The sequence below is a fragment of the uncultured Brachyspira sp. genome, from assembly GCF_934747485.1.
GTDB lineage: Bacteria > Spirochaetota > Brachyspiria > Brachyspirales > Brachyspiraceae > Brachyspira.
The window spans coordinates 1-18,980 of the sequence record NZ_CAKVGN010000013.1 but is presented as its reverse complement, the minus strand read 5'-3'; the positions used below and the strand labels follow the sequence as shown (position 1 = coordinate 18,980).

Here is an 18,980-nt window from a genome sequence, read left to right as displayed (position 1 = left end):
TTTTACCATTATAAAAAGTTAACATTTACATATTCGATTGATTTTTAATTTTGTTTAATAAAATATTTTTAAGTTCATCGTCATTTTCACAATTAGATATATTATCTATAAACTCTCTGTCTTGCAATATTTCAGCTATCTTCATTATAAAATCAATATGGTCATCATCTTTTATTACTGAAATCATAAAAATTACTTTTATAGGATTGAATTCATGATTACCAAAATATATACCATCTTTTGAAGTTACTATAGCAATAGAAGTTTTAATAGCACCAAATTCAGGCGAAGTATGAGGCATCGCTATGTTTTCTCCCAGACAATAATAAAAATTAAGTTTAACAGAATCTTCTATTATTTTTTCCACATAATTATTATCAATACAATTATTTTTTTCTAATATAGAAGCCGTTTCTCTTAAAGCTTCTTTCCAATCAGTGCTTTTTATGTTTGCTTTATACAAATTTGAAGATAAAGCTAATTCTATAGGGTTTACCATATATTTATAACTCCTATAAGTTTTTAAGTATATTTGTTATTTCTTCAATTGTTTTTTCTTTTCCAACACCCGTTAGAAATGGCACCCCGCTTACAACCGGAATATTAGTTTCAAATGGAACTTGAGCGGTAGAAACTATCAATACAGCACCATCAATATATCCTTGTATTTCTTGAACACTGCATTTTATTATTTCCATATCTTTTGATAATGATTCTAATATGTTTTTTACAGCAGCAGCAGCCATAGTTGAAGTTGCTATACCAGAACCGCATGATATTATAATTCTTTTCATTTTATCTCCTTTTATCAAAAATTATTTTTGCCGTATTTATTATCTTTTTTTATATCAATTAAGAAATTGTATAGAAGTTTTTTGGCATTAACTAAATCATTAATAGAAACTGTTTCTATGTTTGTATGGGTATATCTTGTTGGTATAGATAAAGAAGCACAAGGTATACCATAATTCCCAGCAAATTCCAAAAACGCTGTTTCTGTTAAAACTCCTAAAGCTACTTCATATTGATAAGGTATATTATTTTGCTCAGCTATTTTTGTCAAATGTTCTAATAATTTTTTATCAGGAATAATACCAGCTAAAGTTCCTCTGCCGTGGAAATTCATAGCAGTAATGCCAACACCATTATTTAATACAACATCTGAATATCCATTCAAATCCGGAGTGTCGCATGACGGAGTAACATCTAATCCTATAGCTATATATGGTTTAATTCTCTCTATGGCAGGTAATATTCCTCTTATATTAAATTCTTCCTGTACGCTTATTGTTATACATACAGAAAAATCTATATCAAGGTCTTTTATCTCCTCAGCCAAACATAACAATAAAGCACAATTAGCCCTATCATCCATCGCCTTTCCTATTAAAAGGTCTCTATTTTGTCTCGCTTTAGAATATAAAACACCTACAGAACCAACCCTTATATTATAATTATTATATACATCTTTATCTGAAAAAGCCCCTATATCAACATATAAGCTTTCAGGAGCAGCAATAACACCTTTCTCAGAATCTTTCATAAAATGGTGGCTTTTTACTCCTATTACTCCCATAACCTCCTTATCACCACTATTCAAAAATTGAATTGTTGTACCGGGGAGTATATTCCTATTTACACCGCCTATTCTCTCTATCCTTAAAAAGCCGTTTTTTTCAACTTTTTTTACAATAAAACCTATCTCATCAGAATGAGCAAAAAGAGTGATAAATTGATCAGGATTTGATTTAGATTTGAATACTACATTTATATTGCCTATATTATCAACTTCAACATTATCTGTAATTTTTCTGAATTCTTTTACCAAATACTCTATAACCCTTTCCTCTCTATATGAAGGCCCTATTATATCAGATAGTTCCATTACTCTTTTTATTAAAACATCATTATTGCTGCTCATAGAAGCTCCATTTATCTTATGCTTTTTACTTTGTCCATAAACTCTTTAACTCTATTTTTATCTACACCATTAAAAAACTCTCCGTCTTTTTTAAAAGTAGTTCCAACAACCGCACCATCAGCTATAGACAATTTCTCTTCAACATTGTTTAATCTTACACCCGTATTAACAAATACAGCAGTATCCTTTATACAATTTTTTACCCTTTTTAATATAGAGCTGTCAGTCTCTGCCCCAGCAGTAGAACCCGAAACACAAACACCATCAGGCAAATTGTTAAATACTGTTGTTTTTGCTATATCTTCTATTTCTCTGCTTGCTAAATATTTTGCTGCTTCAGGTACTATATTAAATAATAACTTTATATTATTTGCCCTTAACGCATCTCTATGTCTTGATACTTCCCCTATATTAGTATTCCATATACCAAAATCACTCGCATATACACCTGTAAATATCTCTCTTACAAAACTAGCACCAGTAGCAACAGCTAAGTCTATAGAAGCAGTAGGGTCCCACAAAACATTTACGCCAAATGGTTTTTTTATTTCTTTTTTTAACTCACCTATTATTCTTGCCATAGCTATTGAAGTTATAGGATGAGTTTTTGTTAGATACGGCATACTAAATTCATTTGAAAACATTATAGCATCAACATCGCCTTCTTGTAAAGCAACTAAATCATTAAATGCTGATTCAATTACATAATCCATTCCTTTATTATAATCATACCTAGGATCTCCCGGCATAGCTTGAAAATGACACATAGCTATAATAGGTTTCTCCGTTTTAAATACCTCTTTAATCCATTTCATTTTATCCTCCTTAATTATTTTTTGAAAAAAAGTATCTTCCCAAAACAAAATTAGTAACCCCAATTTTGCTCAATTTTTCTATTCTCTCTGCGTTAATATCTCCATCTACCCATATATTATTAAAATTGTATTCCTTTGCTTTTATTATCTTGCTTTCCATATCCTCTATAAAATTGTCTCCATTCCTGTCGGGCTCACTAGTCATAATCATGATGTTGCCGCATATAGCTGATAAATATTTGTAATTGTCTATAGAAGTAGAAGGGTTAAAAGCAATACCAGAATCTACACCTCTATTTTTTATTGTATTAATTATGTATTTTGGATACTGATAGCTTTCTACATGCATAAATACAATATCATTATTTCTTAAAGGCAATTCATCAATCCAAAATAATGGGTTTGTAACCATTAAATGATATGATATAGGCATATTAGTTTCTTTTCTTATAAGGTTTATAAGTTTTATGCCAAAAGTAATATTTGGTACAAAATTGCCGTCCTCTATATCTATATGTAAGCTATAGCAATTACTATTTTCCACTTTTTTTATTTCATTTCTTATATCAAGCAGATTAGATGATGCTATAGATGGAGATATATTTATCATATTAATTTCCTGTTATAAGTCTTACTATATTAGTTAATACATATGCTATCCAGTTTCCTTCTGATAAACCAGTTATCATAGAAGAATTAGCAGGAAACTCATAGCCTATATTTTTAGCTATAGCAGTTAATCCTTCAGCAAAACCTGATGAAACATATAATACAACTACCATTATCACTATTCCGTATATTAAAGTTCTGAAGAAATTTCCTTTTACTAAAGGTGTTACGAATGCTACAAAGAATGCAGTAGAAGCTAAATCAGCAAAAGGCAATACTTTGTTTCCGGGCAATATAAATGCAAGTATGAGTGTAATAGGTATAAGTATTGCACCTACTAATATTGTGCTTGGATTTCCTATCATTATAGCAGAATCCAAACCAATATTGAACTCTTGATTTTTGAATTTCTTTTGCATGAATTCCCTCGCTGCATCAGATACCGGAGCAAAGCCTTCCATAAATATAGATATTATTCTTGGACATAACAACATAACAGCACCCATCTGTATAGCAAGATTCAATGTTTCTTTTTTAAATCCATATGATAATAATCCCAAAATCAACCCTATAACTGTACCCATAACCAATGGAAGACCTAATATACCAAATTTCTTTTGTATGCTTTCTATGTTTATATTTATATCTTTTATAACAGGAATTTTATCTAATATTTTATCTAATACTAATACTATTGGTACAGTAGTTGTAGCAAATCCTTGAGGTATTGAAATTCCCGGTATATTAAAGAACTCCTGTACTTTTGGAGCTGTTATATCAGCTATTTTGAATGATATGAAGCAGTGTATTAAAGCAACCGCTATACCTATAATGTAGTTATTTCCAGACCATAAATATGCTATAGAACCAGAAAAAGCAAAGTGCCAGAAATTCCACATATCTACATCTAAAGTTTTAGTTAATTTTAATGATAATAAAATGATATTAAAAATAAATATTATAGGTATTATTAAAGCTCCTATTGTAGTACCAAAAGCTATTGCAGAACCAACAGGCCAGCCTACATCTAAAGCAACTAAATTTAATCCAAATTTTTCTATTAATATTTTTGTAGCCGGGTCTAAAGCACCTACAAGCAGATTAATTATTAATCCTAAACCTACAAATCCCACTCCTATAGTTAAAGCAGATACTATAGCTTTGCCTATTTTCATTCTCAATATTAACCCCAATATTAAAACAATTATTGGAAGCATTACAGTAGAGCCGAGCGAAGTTATAAAATTAGTAATAGATATGATGGCATTCATAAACGCACTCCTTATTATTAATTATTTATCTATTTTTTATCATTATTTATACATATAATTATATAAATAATTGCTTTGTTGTCAACTTTTTATTAAAAAAATATATGTTTTTGATTAAAATATAATTAATAATTGATTTATTAATGATTTATTTGTGATTTTTTTGTTGTAAACTAAAACATCATTCTATATTCTCCATAATTATTAAAAACTACATAATATAAACTTAAACAAAAATATTATTTTGACAATTTCTATTTATTTGGTTATAATTATTAATCAATAATCAATCATATAAAGGTTTATGCAAAATTATGAAAAGAGCTTTAATTATAATAGTTTCTATAACTGTAATATTTGCTATAGCGATAGCTAGTTTAATAGTATATACAATTACTCCTATATCAAAAAATTCTCAAAAAGTATACTTTGAAATTAAACAAGGAGAAGGAGCTTACAATATATCAAAAAAATTACAAGAGCAAGGACTCATTAGAAATTCAAGATTATTCGTTGTGTTGGCTAAACACTTAAAATATGACAGAAAACTTTTAAGCGGTTATTATGAGCTTGATAAAAATATGAGTATGATAGATATAATGAAGCATTTAAATAGCGGAAAACAAGCTATGGTAAGACTCACTATCGCAGAGGGAAAAAACATATACGAAATAGCTAACTATTTAGAAAATCAAGGATTTACAACAAAAGAAGAATTTTTAAAAGTTTGCCATGATAAAAAAATATTAGAAAAATATAATATTCCTTCTGATAGTGCGGAAGGATACATATTCCCTTCTACATATTATATAGTAAAGGGCAACCCTGCAGAAGTATTAGTTACTCATATGATAGACTCACTTTTCAAACAATTTCCAGATTTAGAAGAGAGAGCTAAAAAAATTGGAAGAACTGTACATGAAGTGTTAACTATGGCTTCTATTGTAGAAAAAGAGATGGGACCTAATGACGACCCTAAACTAATAGCATCAGTATACTACAACAGATTAAATATAGATAAAAGATTAGAGGCTGACCCTACAACAATTTATGCTATGACTTTGGTAAAAGGCGATTATATAGAAAAGCCTAATTTAAAATATGATGACTTACGTATGGTACACCCTTATAACACTTATAAAAATACAGGATTACCGCCGGGCCCAATTTGTTCAAGCAGTGCTAAAGCCATAGAAGCATCTTTAAACCCTGCCAAAACAGATTATATATTTTTTGTAGCAGACGGCACAGGCAAACATGCTTTCTCTGTAACATATGAAGAGCATTTAAGAAATATTGATAAATATATTTTTAAAAAATAATTATATTTTGTTATAGAAGTTTTTATTTTCTATCAACTTTTTACGCCTTAGCACCCACACTTAAAGGTACTCCTTTCGGTCGCCCTGAAGAACACCCTTTGGTCGCAGGCACTTCCTTCGGTCGCAAAAGAAGTGGGGGCGTGTACCCTAAGGGCACGCTTCGTAGGGGGATAGTCCACACAAATAATAAAAAAGATAAAAATTTTATTATTCTTTTTTCCGCAGCAAAAAGAACCAAAAAGTGCAAATGTTTTTACTTTATATTTTGGAATGTATAAGATTAAATTAATACCTATATTTTGTATCTTTTTGAAAATGATTTTATTCTTTAAAAAACCATGCTCATACACCTTAACGGCAATATTATTAGTATCAAGGCACTTTAGCGAACTTCCTAAACGATATAACTATCTGCTGCTTATTTTATACTATTGATATTATAGTCTAATGATATAAAATAATATTATGATAAAGTTTGAATGGGATAACAACAAAAATCTTATCAATATTAGAAAACATAAAATTTCATTTGAAGATGCAATATATGTTTTTGCAGATAGAAATGCCCTTATTATGAAAGATGAAGAACATTCAGATTATGAAGACAGATTTATTACAATGGGAAATATTAAAGGAAAGTTTATTGCAGTTGTTATTCATACAGATAGAACAAAAAATTCTAACGAAGAAATTATAAGAATTATATCAGCAAGATACGCAACTAAAAATGAAATTAATCAATATTATAACAGGAGGGACTATGAGTGATATAAAAAAAGAATATGATTTTTCAAAAGCACAGAAAATTACAAATTTTGAAAATGGAAAGTTTTTTATTGAAAGCGAAAATATAACTCCTCCTATTTATTTAGACAAAAAAATATTATCTGAATTAGAAATTTTATCCAAACAATCAGAGGCATCAATATCTGAAATAGCAAACGAAATACTTTCAAAATATCTAATGAGTAAATAAGCTCAAGCCCCTTTAGCGAACTTCCTAAACGCAGTAACAGTCTGCACCGATCCGTACCAAAACAACACCTTACCTAAAAAATAACTTATTGCTCTAATAATAGTATTGTCTTTGTATATATAACTTTCATTAGTTTTATCTAATATTATTTGATTAAAATTTGTAGGTGTTATATATGAAAGAAGTTCTTTTATAAAAGTTTTATTATCAATATCTATAAGTATACTAAAAATATAGTTTTGAATAGGAATAAATAATATTAAATATGTAAACATTGAAATAAATATATATTTTGTAATCTTTGTATTATCACATAATGGTATAAAAAGAAATGAAATAAGTACAAATATAAAAATTGGTATATTATAAATATTATATGAAAGAGTAAAAAACACCGTTGGAAAAAGAATAGTACAAATAAAAGCCTTAACCCAATTCTGCCCATTGTCGCTATAGAGTGAACTTAATTCAATAGAAAGTATGTCTCCTAAAGTTTTGAAATTTTTATTTTTCTGCCAATCTTTTATTAAATCTTCTTTGTGTTTATCAATTTCCTTAGCCTTATATTCTAATGCATCAATAGCATTGTTTCTGGCATAAGCCTGCTGTTTAAGAAATAAAGCACTTTCACGATTGACAAATTTATGCACTTTGAAATTAACAGGATTAATTAAACCGCCATCAATAATAGAACCTTTAAAATCTGCTTCTTTTACTTCTATATTTTGTAAATCAATTTTTCCTGTTATTCTTATATTATAAAAATGTATTTTATTTATTTCATTATTTTTTTTATTTATATCTTTTAATATTTCTTTTTTCTCATCTTCCAATAAATAATAAAAAAATCTATCATAATAATTATTTTCTATAAAATTATTATCTATTGATAGAATAGAATTATTATCATTAAATTTAATTTCATTAAATGATAATTTACTTATTGTAGAACCACGAAAATACATAATTGTATTCATAGTTGTATTTTTGAATTCTAAATTTGATTTAAAATTAGATATATAAAAACAAATAATATTATTTAATTCACATTTTTTACTAAATATTAAAATTGAATGAAATGTATTTCTTATAAAAAATGAAATACCGTTAAATTTTGAATTCTTAATTTCAACTCTGCAGTCAAAATTACAATATGCAAATGATAACATATTATTAAATTCAATATTATCAAACTCTAATCGTTGCATTTTATAAAAATCAGAATGTGAAAATACTAATAGTTTATTAAAATTAGAATTATAAAATCCAACATTTAATTGCAGAGTAGTATTGCGAAAATATACTGAACCATTAAAGTTAACATTTTGAATGAATAGCCCACAAGAAATTATAATATTTTCAAAATTAATATTATAATTTAATTCATATTTATCTTCTTTTTTTGTACTAAAATATTGAATTACATTCTCTAAACTAAAAGAGATTGGAATTTTTTCTTCAACATTATCATTATTTATAGCCCTTATATTTAATGTATAGTCTTTTTCTTCTTCATCTGTAATAGTCAAACTATAACCTTGTAAAATTTTTCCTTTATTAAGAGCTTGACCTAACAAATTTAATTTAAGATATAATATTAATTGTTCTTTTGTTTTACATTCTCTAATATTTCTTGGGGATAATATTGTTTCATTAGTATCTAATACAATCATAAAAAACTCTTAAAAAATCATACTTCAATTATAACCCAAATATATAAATCATCAATAATAATGCATTTTATAAAAATAGTTTTTTATTTATCTGCAGGGCTTTGCCCCGCACCCCACTTCTTTTATTGGTATAAAAGAAGCAAAAGAACTGCATAAAAAAATTCACCTTTGGCAACGCTAAAAAGTTAAATCAAAAACTAAAATCACTCCTTCAAAAACCCATGCTCATACACCTTAACGGCAATTTTTTGGGCAAGAATATCCATTTCAGACTTGAGGTCTGCAAGTAATGAGTTGTAAGTCTCGTCTTTAGAGGTTGGATTCATACGCCCCTTGTCATTAAACTTCTGGAAAAACGCACGTATGTCATAGTAGGACGCATTAACATTAATAAGGTCGAAAGAATGATAATATTTCCATAAGGATAACCCAGCCTCAAAAACCGCATTAGCCTCACTTGAAAATTTTAAAGGAGAAGACGATTTTGTGTCGCTGCTAAAAAGACTGTCATTGTCTGAAGTAGTTTTTTTAATTTTACCAGAGAGGAAATCAGTCATGAAATGAGAGGCGAAAGAGTCTTTAGCATTAAGCTGCACTTCGGTGAACGGTATCCAATGATTAACGCCCTGCTCTGAAGAAATTCTGTTTTTAGAGTGGAAAAGCGTAAAAGCTATGCAATCATTCTGAAATTCAGTGTCCTCCTCCCAAGAATTTTGGGGGTAAAGTAATTGGTCGTTGTGATTAATCCAAGTATGCTCAATACAATGACGCACTGAAAAATATATACAGAATTCTTTTAAATAATTTTTTGTAATATAGAAACAATATCTTGCTTGAGGTTTAGACAATATAGCTACTTGTTGATTATGCTGAAAATCTGGAGAAGAGCTAACAATTAATCCAATAAATTCTTTTTTTATATTAAATTGAGTAATCCATTGATTTATACTTTTTATATTTTCATTACTATAAAATATTCTACTATATAAATAATTTTCTATATTATCAAAAATATCAAGTTTTATTTCTTTTATTTTCTCTTTTTTAGAAGTATCCCAAATTATAAAGCCTATAGGAAATTTTCCATTAACATTATCAAATGTATAAGCAGGTACAATAAAGCCTTTTAAAAATTTAGTTCTAAAAGTTTCTCTAAACTTTATAAAATTAGTAGAGTTAACATATTTTAGAGTTGAAAAAGAAGCCAATATACAATTAGGTATTTCTTTATAAACTCTTATAAAAAACTGTGCAAATAGTTCATTACTCGCACTGCTCATTATATCTTTATATTTATAATATGTATTATTATCTAAAGCAACGTTTGCTTTATTTTTTCCTGTTCCTGATATAGTTGTTCCCGTTGTAGCCTCGGCGTAAGGTGGGTTGATATAGATTACTAATTTCTTCCTACTCTCTTCATCTTCTACTATTCGCCTCAAATCTTCTGGAAGCTTATCAAACTCGTCATTCAAAAAGTCAAATTGAAATATATGATTCTCTAGCAAGTTCGCGCCATTCTTCACTCGCTCTTTCATTATCTCTACATCTGCCTTGTCCAAAGTAGATGCCCATATGTTATATTTATTCGTAAGCCCCGCAAGCAAATTCCCCGTGCCTGCCGCACAGTCCCATATATAATATTCATCCTGCCAATTCTCCCCCAATACTTCCGCTATATATTCCTGACTCTTCTCAACCCATATCTGCGGCGTGAAAAACGACCCCTTTCGCTCTCTTATATCCTGCGGCACAAGTAAATCCCGCCTCTCTATTATATAATCCCAATACTCACTTTTAGGCGGTCTTTGATACCTCTTCCAAAACTCATTATGTGCCTTCTGCTTATCATAAAAATACGCTTCCTTACTCGATGCAAGCCCCATATCGTCTATTTTTCTGTCAAGCTCATAATGGTCAGTTTTTAGTATTACATATAGTTTTTCTTTTAATGTTAAATTATTCTCGCTTAGTAAATCCGCCAAATAAAAATCGGCATCTATTATACCAAAACTTTTAGCCCTATCCCAATCCACAGATATAGATTCTTTTACGGCATTAAGCCACTTTGAATATATATTAACAAAATTATTCTTATCAATCTGCACTTTCGATAAGGAGTTTTTACCCGCTATAAAATTAGCCCTTATAAACTCTTTTAATTCTCTCTCATCATCATCAAATTTATAAATATAGCTTTCATTTTTCAAAGTATTTTCTACAAGGTTGTATAGCTGTTTAAACTCTTTAGACTCATGGTCAGAAGGCGTTACATTCCAATTAAAATCATTTTGATTAAATACATCAAGCACTTTATAATACTGAATAAAAGCGATTTTCTCAGCATCAAAAGCCCCCAAGAAAGGCGGCGGCAAATGTTTATCAAATACTCTTTTTTTTCCGATAGTGAGTATAAGCTGCACAAAGGATTCATAAATATCATTTTTATTTCCTTTTTTAGCTTCTGCCCACAAAAAATATTCTGTATCTTTTTTGTCAGCTTCTTTTTTTGGAGCGATACTAAAATCAATCTCCTCTATAATTTGAGTATTATCAAAAGAGTAAAAATAATCCCTAGCAACTTTATTTTTTAATTCTTCTTCTCTGATAGTTTTACTGTAAGACATAATAGTTATAATATTTTAATTTTCACTAAAAGTCAATAATTTCATAATAGTTTTATAGAGTCTTAATTTAATTTTACTAAAGAACAATATTTTGTCATATAAGTTTTTGTTTTATTCAACTTTTTCCCGCCTTCGCACCCATACCTAAAGGTACTTCTTTCAGTCGCCCTGAAGGACTCCTTTCAGTCGCAGGCACTTCCTTCGGTCGTAAAAGAAAAGGGGGGGGCTGCACGGTGTGTACTTCGTTAAGGGCAAAGCCCTGCAAACAACTAAAATAAAAAAATTAAAAACTCTTAGTGTATATCAAACATTACAGCTTCTAAATATATTAAATACATCGTCTTTATTCAAAACTCTAAAATGTTTAAAAGTTAAACTGCCGTTTTTAGTAGTGCCATTCGTAAGCACATTAAGCATATTATCATCTTGAATGCCAATTCCTAACTCTGTAAAATTAGTCGGCATATTAATTTGTTTGAAATATTCTATAGTTTTATTTATTCCTTCAAGAGCATCATCTATATTCCACACATTTTTTGCATATTTTCTAAATCTCTCTTTAGTATAATCAGAATAATCATAACAATATTTAGCCCAATGCCCCCAAACAGTAGAAAGACTAGCCCCATGTGCTACATCAAACTTAGCACTAAGTTCATGACCAAATTTATGTGCTATAAAATCAGCTTCATTGCCTAAACCTGTTAAAGTGTTATGCGACAAACTTCCGCACCACATAAGCTCGCTCATAGCATCATAATTAGTTTTGTCTTTCATAGCTATAAGACCATTTTTTATAACAACTCTGAGCAGTGCCTCAGCAATAGCATCAGTAGTTTCATTATAGCAATTATCAGCAAAATATCTATCTAAAGTATGCATCATAATATCCACTATTCCGCATGCCACTTGATAATAAGGCAAAGTAAAAGTAAAACAAGGATTCATTATTGCAAATTTAGGGCGATTAAACTCTGTATTAAAACCTCTCTTTTCTAAAGTTTCATCGTTTGTTAATACAGCAGATGTACTAGTCTCACTTCCTGCCGCAGAAATTGTAAGTATAGCTCCTACATGAGTAGTTTTCTCTAAAGTTTTTTTGTTAGTCCAAAAGTCCCAAATATCAACATCAGGATTTGCAACTCCTATAGCTATTGCTTTTGCAGTGTCTATTACACTTCCTCCGCCAACCCCTAAAATTAAATCAGCATTAAACTCTATAGCTTTTTTTACTCCTATTCTTGCATGCGAGAGTAGAGGATTTGCTTTTACATTATTAAAGAAAGCATAATCAATACTTTCTTTTTTTAACATATTTTCTATATTATCTAATAATCCATTTTCTTTTATTCTATTAGAACCATAAACTATAAATACTTTTTTAGCATTTAATTTTTTTATTTCTGAAACAGTGTTCTCCTGAGCATTTTTTCCAAATATTACTTTAGTAGGAAGCTGTAAATTAAAGCTTTGCATATTTTATCCCCTTATAAAAATAATAAAATATAAAAATGATTGCACTTTATTAAAATTTTAATTTTTACAAAATAATATTTACTAATAAATTATTTTTATAAAAAATCAAAAATAAAAAAATGCAATCATTTGAGAATACTATAAAATAATTAAAATTATTTTCTTAAATCATCAACTAATTTTGTTTTATCAATAGTTTTACTGTCTTTCTCTTTAATAACTTTAGCAGGATTACCAGCAACAACCTGATTCTCAGCCACATCTTCTATAACAATAGCACCAGCACCAATAACAGCATTTTTACCAATATGAACACCCTCCAATACAACAGCATTAGCTCCTATTACAACATTATCCTCAACTATAACAGGCTTAGCAGAAGGAGGCTCTATTACTCCAGCCAAAACTGCACCAGCACCAATATGACAATTCTTTCCAACAATAGCACGTCCGCCTAATACAGCTCCCATATCTATCATAGTGCCCTCGCCTACTTCAGCACCAATATTTATGATAGCTCCCATCATTATAACAGCATTGTCCCCTATTTTCACCTTGTCTCTTATAATAGCACCCGGCTCAATTCTGGCATTAATGTTAAAGTAATTTAATGTAGGTACTCCAGAGTTTCTTCTGTCATTTTCTAAATAATAGTCCATTATAAACTCTTTATACTCTTCTAATATTTTTTTTATTTCATCATAATCGCCAACTATAAAATTAAAGTCTCCATAAGAGAAAATTTTAGCATTAGTTTTTATATTTGATAAAGTACCTTTTATATATGCTTTAACAGGTGTTTTTTTTGTAGAGTTCTTTATATAAGCGATTATATCTTCAGATTTTTCTAACATATCCATTTTTTACTCCCAAATTTAATTTTTTAGATTAACATAATACACAATTAATTAAAATTTGTCAAAAAAATTATATTATCTATTAAAAATATATACATAAATATTATTATATTTTTATAAATAATAACCATCGGGATTATTAAAAGAATAATAAAAGATTTTTATTTATATTTAAAAAATATACATTTGCATTCAATTTTAAATATTATAATTCCGTTTTATTATACGGTGTGTTATAATATTGAAAAATGGAGTTTTTCTATGTACAGATATATATTTATCTTTATAGTGTTTAGCTCTCTAATGCTATTTGCTCAAAACGATATGGATACAAACAGTATAATGTATGATATTATAAAAAACAGAGCATATATCACAGAAAGAGATAAACTCACATCAAAAATAAATATACTTACCTCTTGGAAAAATACTCAAAAATATATGCGTGAAAATAGTTTTAGATTTTTCAAAAGATATGGAAGAACTTTAACATTAGAGTTTAGATATAGATATCCGTACTATTTTCAAGTAGCAAGCTCAACTCCTATAATATTTATGTTTGATGACGGAAGCACTTTAGAATTAACAAACATACAAAAAACAGTGTATAATCCATTTACAATGGGTAATTTAAAATACTATGATATAGAAGTAAGATATAAATTTAATAATGATAATGAGTTTGACAATTTCACTGCAAAAAGCATATCAAATATAAGATTTAATTTTATTAATAATTTTAATGAAAACACATACGAAGATATAGCAATATCCCCTACAGCAACAAGCAATTGGCAAAGTAATTTTACTATGTTTAGAGATGCCATTAACAAGCTTGAAGAAATTCAAAATTCTACAAATACTTATTAATAGAATTCTTATATAAAAGAATAAAAAATATTAACCGCACGGTGGACAAAATTCTGGTTAAAAATTTGGTTTATCATTTTAGATTTACTATGTTTTAAAGTAATGTTCTGCGTGCGTTGTGTGATTTTTCATCAATTGGTATTTGCTAAATTTTTTTTGCTTTATTAAAAAATATTAACTATAGTATTTGCACTTTTTGGTTCTTTGACGAAGTCCGCACCGTGTAAGGCGGGAAAAAGAACAATATAATTTTTATGTTTTTTTATTTGTGGGGACTAGCCCCCCCCTGCGAAGCGTGCCCTTAGGGTACACACCCCCAGTCCTTTTACTACCGTATGTACTTCATTTAGCAGTAAAAGAACTTAATCAAAAATACAATTTATTAAAAATTATTTCTCTTTATAAGCGTATGTAAATCTATGTATTGAAAGAGGATTATAATATACACCTTTTAATTTCTCTGATACAAGCAAAGGCTCAGTATTGAAATACATAGGCATTATAGCATAACTATCTATCAATATCTTTTCAGCTTTATGCATGGCGTCCATTCTAACATTTCTATCTGAAGAAGTTAAAGCTACTTTTAAATATTCATCATATTCTTTATTGCTGAAAGTTGGGAAGTTTAGGGGTGCTGGAGTGGTAAATAAATCTAAAAAATTAATAGGGTCATTAAAATCTGCATACCAACCGCCTCTCACTATAGTAAATAATCTGCTATATCTATTGCTAAAGAAAGCAGCCAACTCCTCTTGAACTATTTGAACATCTATACCTAAATTCTCTTTCCACATCTGCTGAACAGCTTCAAATATTGTAACATTTAATCCGCTGTCTGTATTAAACTCTAAAACAGGAAAACCCTTACCATCTGGATAGCCAGCCTCTGCTAATAACTTTTTAGCCTCTTCAACATTTTTAGCATAATCATTTATATCAAAGAACTCTCCGCCTTTTTCTCTAAAATCGCCCCCATCAACATCATTAACACCATAAGGCACAAAAGCACTAGTAGGTATCTCTCCTCCCTTTGTAACATTTTCAACTATATATTTTCTGTCAATAGCTAATGTCAAAGCCTTACGTATTCTAACATCTTTTAAAATCTCATTAGTAGTGCTGAAACAATAATAGTAAGAGCCTAATAAAGGTTTTATTTGCAATATACCCTCTTCTTTTAATACAGGTATATCTTGAGTAGGAACTACTTTAGAAAAATCTAATGTTCCGTCTTTTATACCAGCAACTGAAGCAGTAGGGTTTTGCATCATTATGAAGTTTAATTTTTCAGGCAACACTTCTTTATAATTCCAATAATTTGTATTTTTTACCATTACTATTCTATCATCAGGAGAAATTTCTATAGTTGTAAAAGGACCATTTCCTATATAAGTTTCTGCATTTAATTCCCATTTATCAGCATATTGTTCTATAATGTCCTTTCTTACAGGGTAGAATGTAGTAAAACTTACCAAATCCAAAAAATAAACAGTAGGTCTTTCTAATACTACTTCTAAAGTATAATCATCTATAGCCTTAACACCTAATTCTTCTTTAGGCAATTCACCAGCTATAATTTTTTCTGCATTTTTTACAGGAGCAAATTGATATCCATAATCGCTTGCAGTTTTCGGATCAACAACCCTCCTCCAAGAATATACAAAATCTTCAGCAGTTACAGTTTTACCATCATTCCATTTAGCATTAGTTCTTAAATGGAATATGTATCTCAAACCGCCGTCAAGCTCTTCCCAGCTTTCTGCAGCTCCGCCTGACATTTTTCCGTCTTTATCAATTGTAGTTAAACCCTCAAAAGCATGAGTGATATAGTATGAACCTATAACTGTAGAGCTTATAGCAGGGTCTATACTTTTTGTCTGCGGACCAAGGTTGATATTTAATGTGTTATCAGATGATTCATTATTATTAGAACAAGATGCTAATAAAACAGATAACATCATTAAACAAGTAATAATTTTTAATCTCATAAATTAACTCCAATACTTAATATATATTTAAAAAATACTGCATTTTTTAGCTTTCTTTATTTTTATTATTGCAGGGCTTTGCCCCCCTGCAAAGCGTGCCCGTAGGGTAACACCCCAGTTCTTTTAGCAAATAGCTACCTTTCGGTATTGGTATAAAAGAACCTTATATCCTTCGGATACGCTTCGCGAAAAACTGCATTTTTATTATAAATTTTATAATTTAATTGTACATTAAAATGCACTCCCCTACACGACTAAGAAGTTATAATTAAACCATAGCATTACCGTGCGGCAAGGTGGTACAGCTCGTACGAGGGAAAAAGAACAAAAAAAACTAAAAAGATAAAAATTGAAAAAATATAATCTTTAAAAATATTCTCCCAATTTCTATCTTTAATAAAATCATTATCAATTATAACTTTAGCATTAATTTGCTCATTCTGCTTGCAAATAATTTAGGGTCTTCTAAAGGAAGTCCTTCAAGTATACAAGCCTCATCATAAAGAAGTTCGCTATACTCCTTAAACAAATCAGAAGTTTTATTAGCCTGATACTCTTTCTCTATAGCTTTAAATACATCATGTGAAGTATTAATTTCTAATACCCTCTCAGGCTTCATAGCAAACATAGGGTTTCCGCTTTCAGCAAGCACCTTAGCCATATTAAAGCTTATAGAATCTTCTTTATTTGATAAACAAACAACACTCTCTTTAAGTCTGTTAGTCTCTCTCACCTCAGAAACCTTATCAGCACCTAACACCTCTTTTATAGCATTAAGTACATCTTTATTAGCAGAATCTTTGTTTTCATCTTTATTTTCTGTGTTGTTATCAGCCTGAAGTATAGAATGAAGCTTAGTGCCGTCAAACTCTCTCATCATATTAACCATAAACTCATCAACTCTATCAGTAAAATAAAGCACTTCGTATCCTTTATCTTTCATGCCTTCCATATGAGGAAGTTTTTCTATTGTAGCTTTATCTTTAGCAGCTGCATAATATATAAACTCCTGACCTTCTTTCATTCTTGATTTATATTCTGCTAATGTTGTATACTCTCCGTCAGCTGTTTCTGATGACTCAAATAATAACAAATTAGATAATTTATCTTTTTTACTAAAGTCTGAATATATTCCTATTTTTATAGATTCTCCAAACTCTTTGAAAAACTCTTGATATCTTTTTCTGTCATTTTTTAATATATTTTCTAAAGTCTCCAAAACCTTTTTTTCAACATTAGAAGCTATTCTTTTTAATTGAGTGCTATGCTGTAAAATCTCTCTTGAAATATTAAGTGAGAAGTCAGGAGAATCAACCAAACCTCTAACAAATTTTAAATATTCAGGAAGCAAATCTTTACATTTACCCATTATAAACACGTTTCTTGAATAAAGCTCTAAACCTCTCTCAAAATCTGGATGAAGGAAATTGAAAGGTGCTTTTGAAGGTATGAATAAAAGTGCAGTATATTCTATAGTACCCTCTGCCTTTGTATGTATTACTTCAAATGGGTCTGCATAGTCGTGGAAATGCTCTTTATAAAACTCATTATACTCTTCTGCCTTAACATCGCTTTTTGATTTCTGCCATATACTCACCATTGAGTTAATAGTTTTCTCTTCATATTGCTGAACTTCTTTTTCATCTTTTTTTGGTATAGGCATATCCATAACTATAGGATAATGAACATAGTTTGAATATTTATGAATAAGACTTTCTAAAGTGTATCTGTTGCAATAATCATCATCAACAAATCCGTCTTCTTCTAGTTTTTTATCTTTTGGTTTTAGCTTGAGTATGATTTTTGTGCCTCTGTCTTGTTTATCAATATCTTCTATAGAATAAGAACCGTCTCCATTACTCTCCCAACGAACACCCTTTTCACTATCAACATTTTTAGTTTCTATTATAATATCATCAGCAACCATAAATGCAGAATAAAAACCAACACCAAATTGCCCTATTAAATCTATTCCGCTTTCTTTTGAAGCTTCTTTATCTTTTTGTATTTTCTCCAAAAATGCTTTAGTACCGCTTCTTGCAATAGAGCCTATATTATTGATAACATCTTCTCTTGTCATACCAATTCCGTTATCTATAATACTTAATGTTCTATTTTGCTCATCTACTTCTATCTTTATTCTTAAATTATCTATATCAGTATATTTATCGCTTTTAGTTATAGATTCAAATCTTGCTTTATCTAAAGCGTCGCTTGCATTTGATATAAGCTCTCTTAAAAATATTTCTTTATGAGTGTATATAGAATGCACCATTAAATTTAATATCTGTTTTGTTTCGGCTTCAAAATTAAGTATTTGTTTTTCTGCCATAATAAACTCTCCTTTTATAGGTTTTTATAAATTAAAAAAATTCTTTATACGGATTAAAGATTAAATATGTAAAAAGTATTGAAGTGAATATATAAAGTCTAAAATAAAGTTTAATATATTATAAAATAAAAATAAAAAAATTCAAATATTTTTTAATAATAACTATGTTTAGGAGCCATACATATTGCACGTTTTTTAGTTTAAAAAAAGCAGGTATTCCTTATAATTTAATTAACTAAA

General features: G+C 29.0%; 16 protein-coding genes. 4 read left to right on the top strand and 12 right to left on the bottom strand.

The window, feature by feature from the left end; all coding sequences use genetic code 11:
• Positions 1-25: 25 nt before the first annotated feature.
• Genes Q0H31_RS03870 through Q0H31_RS03845 form a run of 6 tightly spaced genes read right to left on the bottom strand, consistent with a single transcriptional unit; the run spans position 26 to position 4,616 of the window.
• Positions 26-499: a PTS sugar transporter subunit IIA gene (locus tag Q0H31_RS03870; RefSeq protein WP_295295909.1), complete on the bottom strand. Its 474-nt coding sequence runs from the start codon at positions 497-499 to the stop codon at positions 26-28.
• 13 nt (positions 500-512) lie between these two features.
• Entirely contained in the window at positions 513-794 is a 282-nt protein-coding gene (locus Q0H31_RS03865; RefSeq protein WP_295295907.1) for a PTS sugar transporter subunit IIB, read from the bottom strand.
• 14 nt (positions 795-808) lie between these two features.
• Entirely contained in the window at positions 809-1,921 is a 1,113-nt protein-coding gene (locus Q0H31_RS03860) for a M42 family metallopeptidase (RefSeq protein WP_295295905.1), read from the bottom strand.
• Between the two features lie 11 nt (positions 1,922-1,932).
• Positions 1,933-2,736 carry a BtpA/SgcQ family protein gene (locus Q0H31_RS03855; protein ID WP_295295904.1) on the bottom strand — a complete coding sequence of 268 codons (804 nt, stop codon included), beginning with the start codon at positions 2,734-2,736 and terminating at the stop codon, positions 1,933-1,935.
• 10 nt (positions 2,737-2,746) lie between these two features.
• Positions 2,747-3,346 (bottom strand): ribulose-phosphate 3-epimerase, encoded by a 600-nt coding sequence (locus Q0H31_RS03850; RefSeq protein ID WP_295295903.1) that lies wholly within the window; start codon positions 3,344-3,346, stop codon positions 2,747-2,749.
• A 1-nt stretch (position 3,347) separates the two neighbouring features.
• On the bottom strand, positions 3,348-4,616 hold the full coding sequence (locus Q0H31_RS03845; RefSeq protein WP_295295902.1) for a PTS transporter subunit IIC: 1,269 nt from the start codon (positions 4,614-4,616) through the stop codon (positions 3,348-3,350).
• Between the two features lie 314 nt (positions 4,617-4,930).
• Between Q0H31_RS03845 and mltG the strand changes: the two genes are divergently transcribed.
• From mltG to Q0H31_RS03830, 3 genes are all read left to right on the top strand, one after another.
• A complete protein-coding gene (gene mltG, locus Q0H31_RS03840; protein ID WP_295295901.1) occupies positions 4,931-5,938 on the top strand; it encodes an endolytic transglycosylase MltG in 1,008 nt (335 codons plus the stop codon).
• A gap of 465 nt (positions 5,939-6,403) precedes the next feature.
• The gene (locus tag Q0H31_RS03835; protein WP_295295899.1) at positions 6,404-6,706 is read left to right on the top strand and encodes a BrnT family toxin; all 303 of its coding nucleotides are present in this window, start codon (positions 6,404-6,406) and stop codon (positions 6,704-6,706) included.
• Positions 6,699-6,914, top strand: a complete 216-nt coding sequence (locus Q0H31_RS03830; protein WP_295295897.1) for a hypothetical protein — start codon at positions 6,699-6,701, stop codon at positions 6,912-6,914. The genes Q0H31_RS03835 and Q0H31_RS03830 overlap by 8 nt, the downstream gene beginning before the upstream one ends.
• Positions 6,915-6,916: 2 nt before the next feature.
• Here the strand turns inward: Q0H31_RS03830 and Q0H31_RS03825 are convergent, their stop codons facing one another.
• The 4 genes from Q0H31_RS03825 to dapD form a co-directional block, all read right to left on the bottom strand.
• Positions 6,917-8,587, bottom strand: a complete 1,671-nt coding sequence (locus Q0H31_RS03825; protein ID WP_295295896.1) for a hypothetical protein — start codon at positions 8,585-8,587, stop codon at positions 6,917-6,919.
• Between the two features lie 203 nt (positions 8,588-8,790).
• Positions 8,791-11,214 carry a hypothetical protein gene (locus tag Q0H31_RS03820; protein ID WP_295295894.1) on the bottom strand — a complete coding sequence of 808 codons (2,424 nt, stop codon included), beginning with the start codon at positions 11,212-11,214 and terminating at the stop codon, positions 8,791-8,793.
• Positions 11,215-11,517: 303 nt separating this feature from the next.
• The gene (locus Q0H31_RS03815) at positions 11,518-12,690 is read right to left on the bottom strand and encodes an iron-containing alcohol dehydrogenase (protein WP_295295893.1); all 1,173 of its coding nucleotides are present in this window, start codon (positions 12,688-12,690) and stop codon (positions 11,518-11,520) included.
• A 155-nt stretch (positions 12,691-12,845) separates the two neighbouring features.
• On the bottom strand, positions 12,846-13,550 hold the full coding sequence (gene dapD, locus Q0H31_RS03810) for a 2,3,4,5-tetrahydropyridine-2,6-dicarboxylate N-acetyltransferase (protein ID WP_295295891.1): 705 nt from the start codon (positions 13,548-13,550) through the stop codon (positions 12,846-12,848).
• A 258-nt stretch (positions 13,551-13,808) separates the two neighbouring features.
• Between dapD and Q0H31_RS03805 the strand changes: the two genes are divergently transcribed.
• Entirely contained in the window at positions 13,809-14,417 is a 609-nt protein-coding gene (locus Q0H31_RS03805) for a hypothetical protein (protein WP_295295889.1), read from the top strand.
• 389 nt (positions 14,418-14,806) lie between these two features.
• On the opposite strand, the gene Q0H31_RS03800 is transcribed toward Q0H31_RS03805, so the two are convergent.
• Positions 14,807-16,408, bottom strand: coding sequence for a peptide ABC transporter substrate-binding protein (locus Q0H31_RS03800; RefSeq protein WP_295295887.1), 1,602 nt, complete (start codon positions 16,406-16,408; stop codon positions 14,807-14,809).
• 412 nt (positions 16,409-16,820) lie between these two features.
• Positions 16,821-18,740 (bottom strand): molecular chaperone HtpG, encoded by a 1,920-nt coding sequence (gene htpG / locus Q0H31_RS03795; protein WP_295295885.1) that lies wholly within the window; start codon positions 18,738-18,740, stop codon positions 16,821-16,823.
• Positions 18,741-18,980: the final 240 nt, after the last annotated feature.

What these genes read in the sequence shown, in the direction of transcription:
- Q0H31_RS03870 (WP_295295909.1), bottom strand. Translation starts at nt 499, where the DNA reads ATGGTAAACCCTATAGAATTAGCTTTATCTTCAAATTTGTATAAAGCA.
- Q0H31_RS03865 (WP_295295907.1), bottom strand. Translation starts at nt 794, where the DNA reads ATGAAAAGAATTATAATATCATGCGGTTCTGGTATAGCAACTTCAACT.
- Q0H31_RS03860 (WP_295295905.1), bottom strand. Translation starts at nt 1,921, where the DNA reads ATGAGCAGCAATAATGATGTTTTAATAAAAAGAGTAATGGAACTATCT.
- Q0H31_RS03855 (WP_295295904.1), bottom strand. Translation starts at nt 2,736, where the DNA reads ATGAAATGGATTAAAGAGGTATTTAAAACGGAGAAACCTATTATAGCT.
- Q0H31_RS03850 (WP_295295903.1), bottom strand. Translation starts at nt 3,346, where the DNA reads ATGATAAATATATCTCCATCTATAGCATCATCTAATCTGCTTGATATA.
- Q0H31_RS03845 (WP_295295902.1), bottom strand. Translation starts at nt 4,616, where the DNA reads ATGAATGCCATCATATCTATTACTAATTTTATAACTTCGCTCGGCTCT.
- mltG (WP_295295901.1), top strand. Translation starts at nt 4,931, where the DNA reads ATGAAAAGAGCTTTAATTATAATAGTTTCTATAACTGTAATATTTGCT.
- Q0H31_RS03835 (WP_295295899.1), top strand. Translation starts at nt 6,404, where the DNA reads ATGATAAAGTTTGAATGGGATAACAACAAAAATCTTATCAATATTAGA.
- Q0H31_RS03830 (WP_295295897.1), top strand. Translation starts at nt 6,699, where the DNA reads ATGAGTGATATAAAAAAAGAATATGATTTTTCAAAAGCACAGAAAATT.
- Q0H31_RS03825 (WP_295295896.1), bottom strand. Translation starts at nt 8,587, where the DNA reads ATGATTGTATTAGATACTAATGAAACAATATTATCCCCAAGAAATATT.
- Q0H31_RS03820 (WP_295295894.1), bottom strand. Translation starts at nt 11,214, where the DNA reads ATGTCTTACAGTAAAACTATCAGAGAAGAAGAATTAAAAAATAAAGTT.
- Q0H31_RS03815 (WP_295295893.1), bottom strand. Translation starts at nt 12,690, where the DNA reads ATGCAAAGCTTTAATTTACAGCTTCCTACTAAAGTAATATTTGGAAAA.
- dapD (WP_295295891.1), bottom strand. Translation starts at nt 13,550, where the DNA reads ATGGATATGTTAGAAAAATCTGAAGATATAATCGCTTATATAAAGAAC.
- Q0H31_RS03805 (WP_295295889.1), top strand. Translation starts at nt 13,809, where the DNA reads ATGTACAGATATATATTTATCTTTATAGTGTTTAGCTCTCTAATGCTA.
- Q0H31_RS03800 (WP_295295887.1), bottom strand. Translation starts at nt 16,408, where the DNA reads ATGAGATTAAAAATTATTACTTGTTTAATGATGTTATCTGTTTTATTA.
- htpG (WP_295295885.1), bottom strand. Translation starts at nt 18,740, where the DNA reads ATGGCAGAAAAACAAATACTTAATTTTGAAGCCGAAACAAAACAGATA.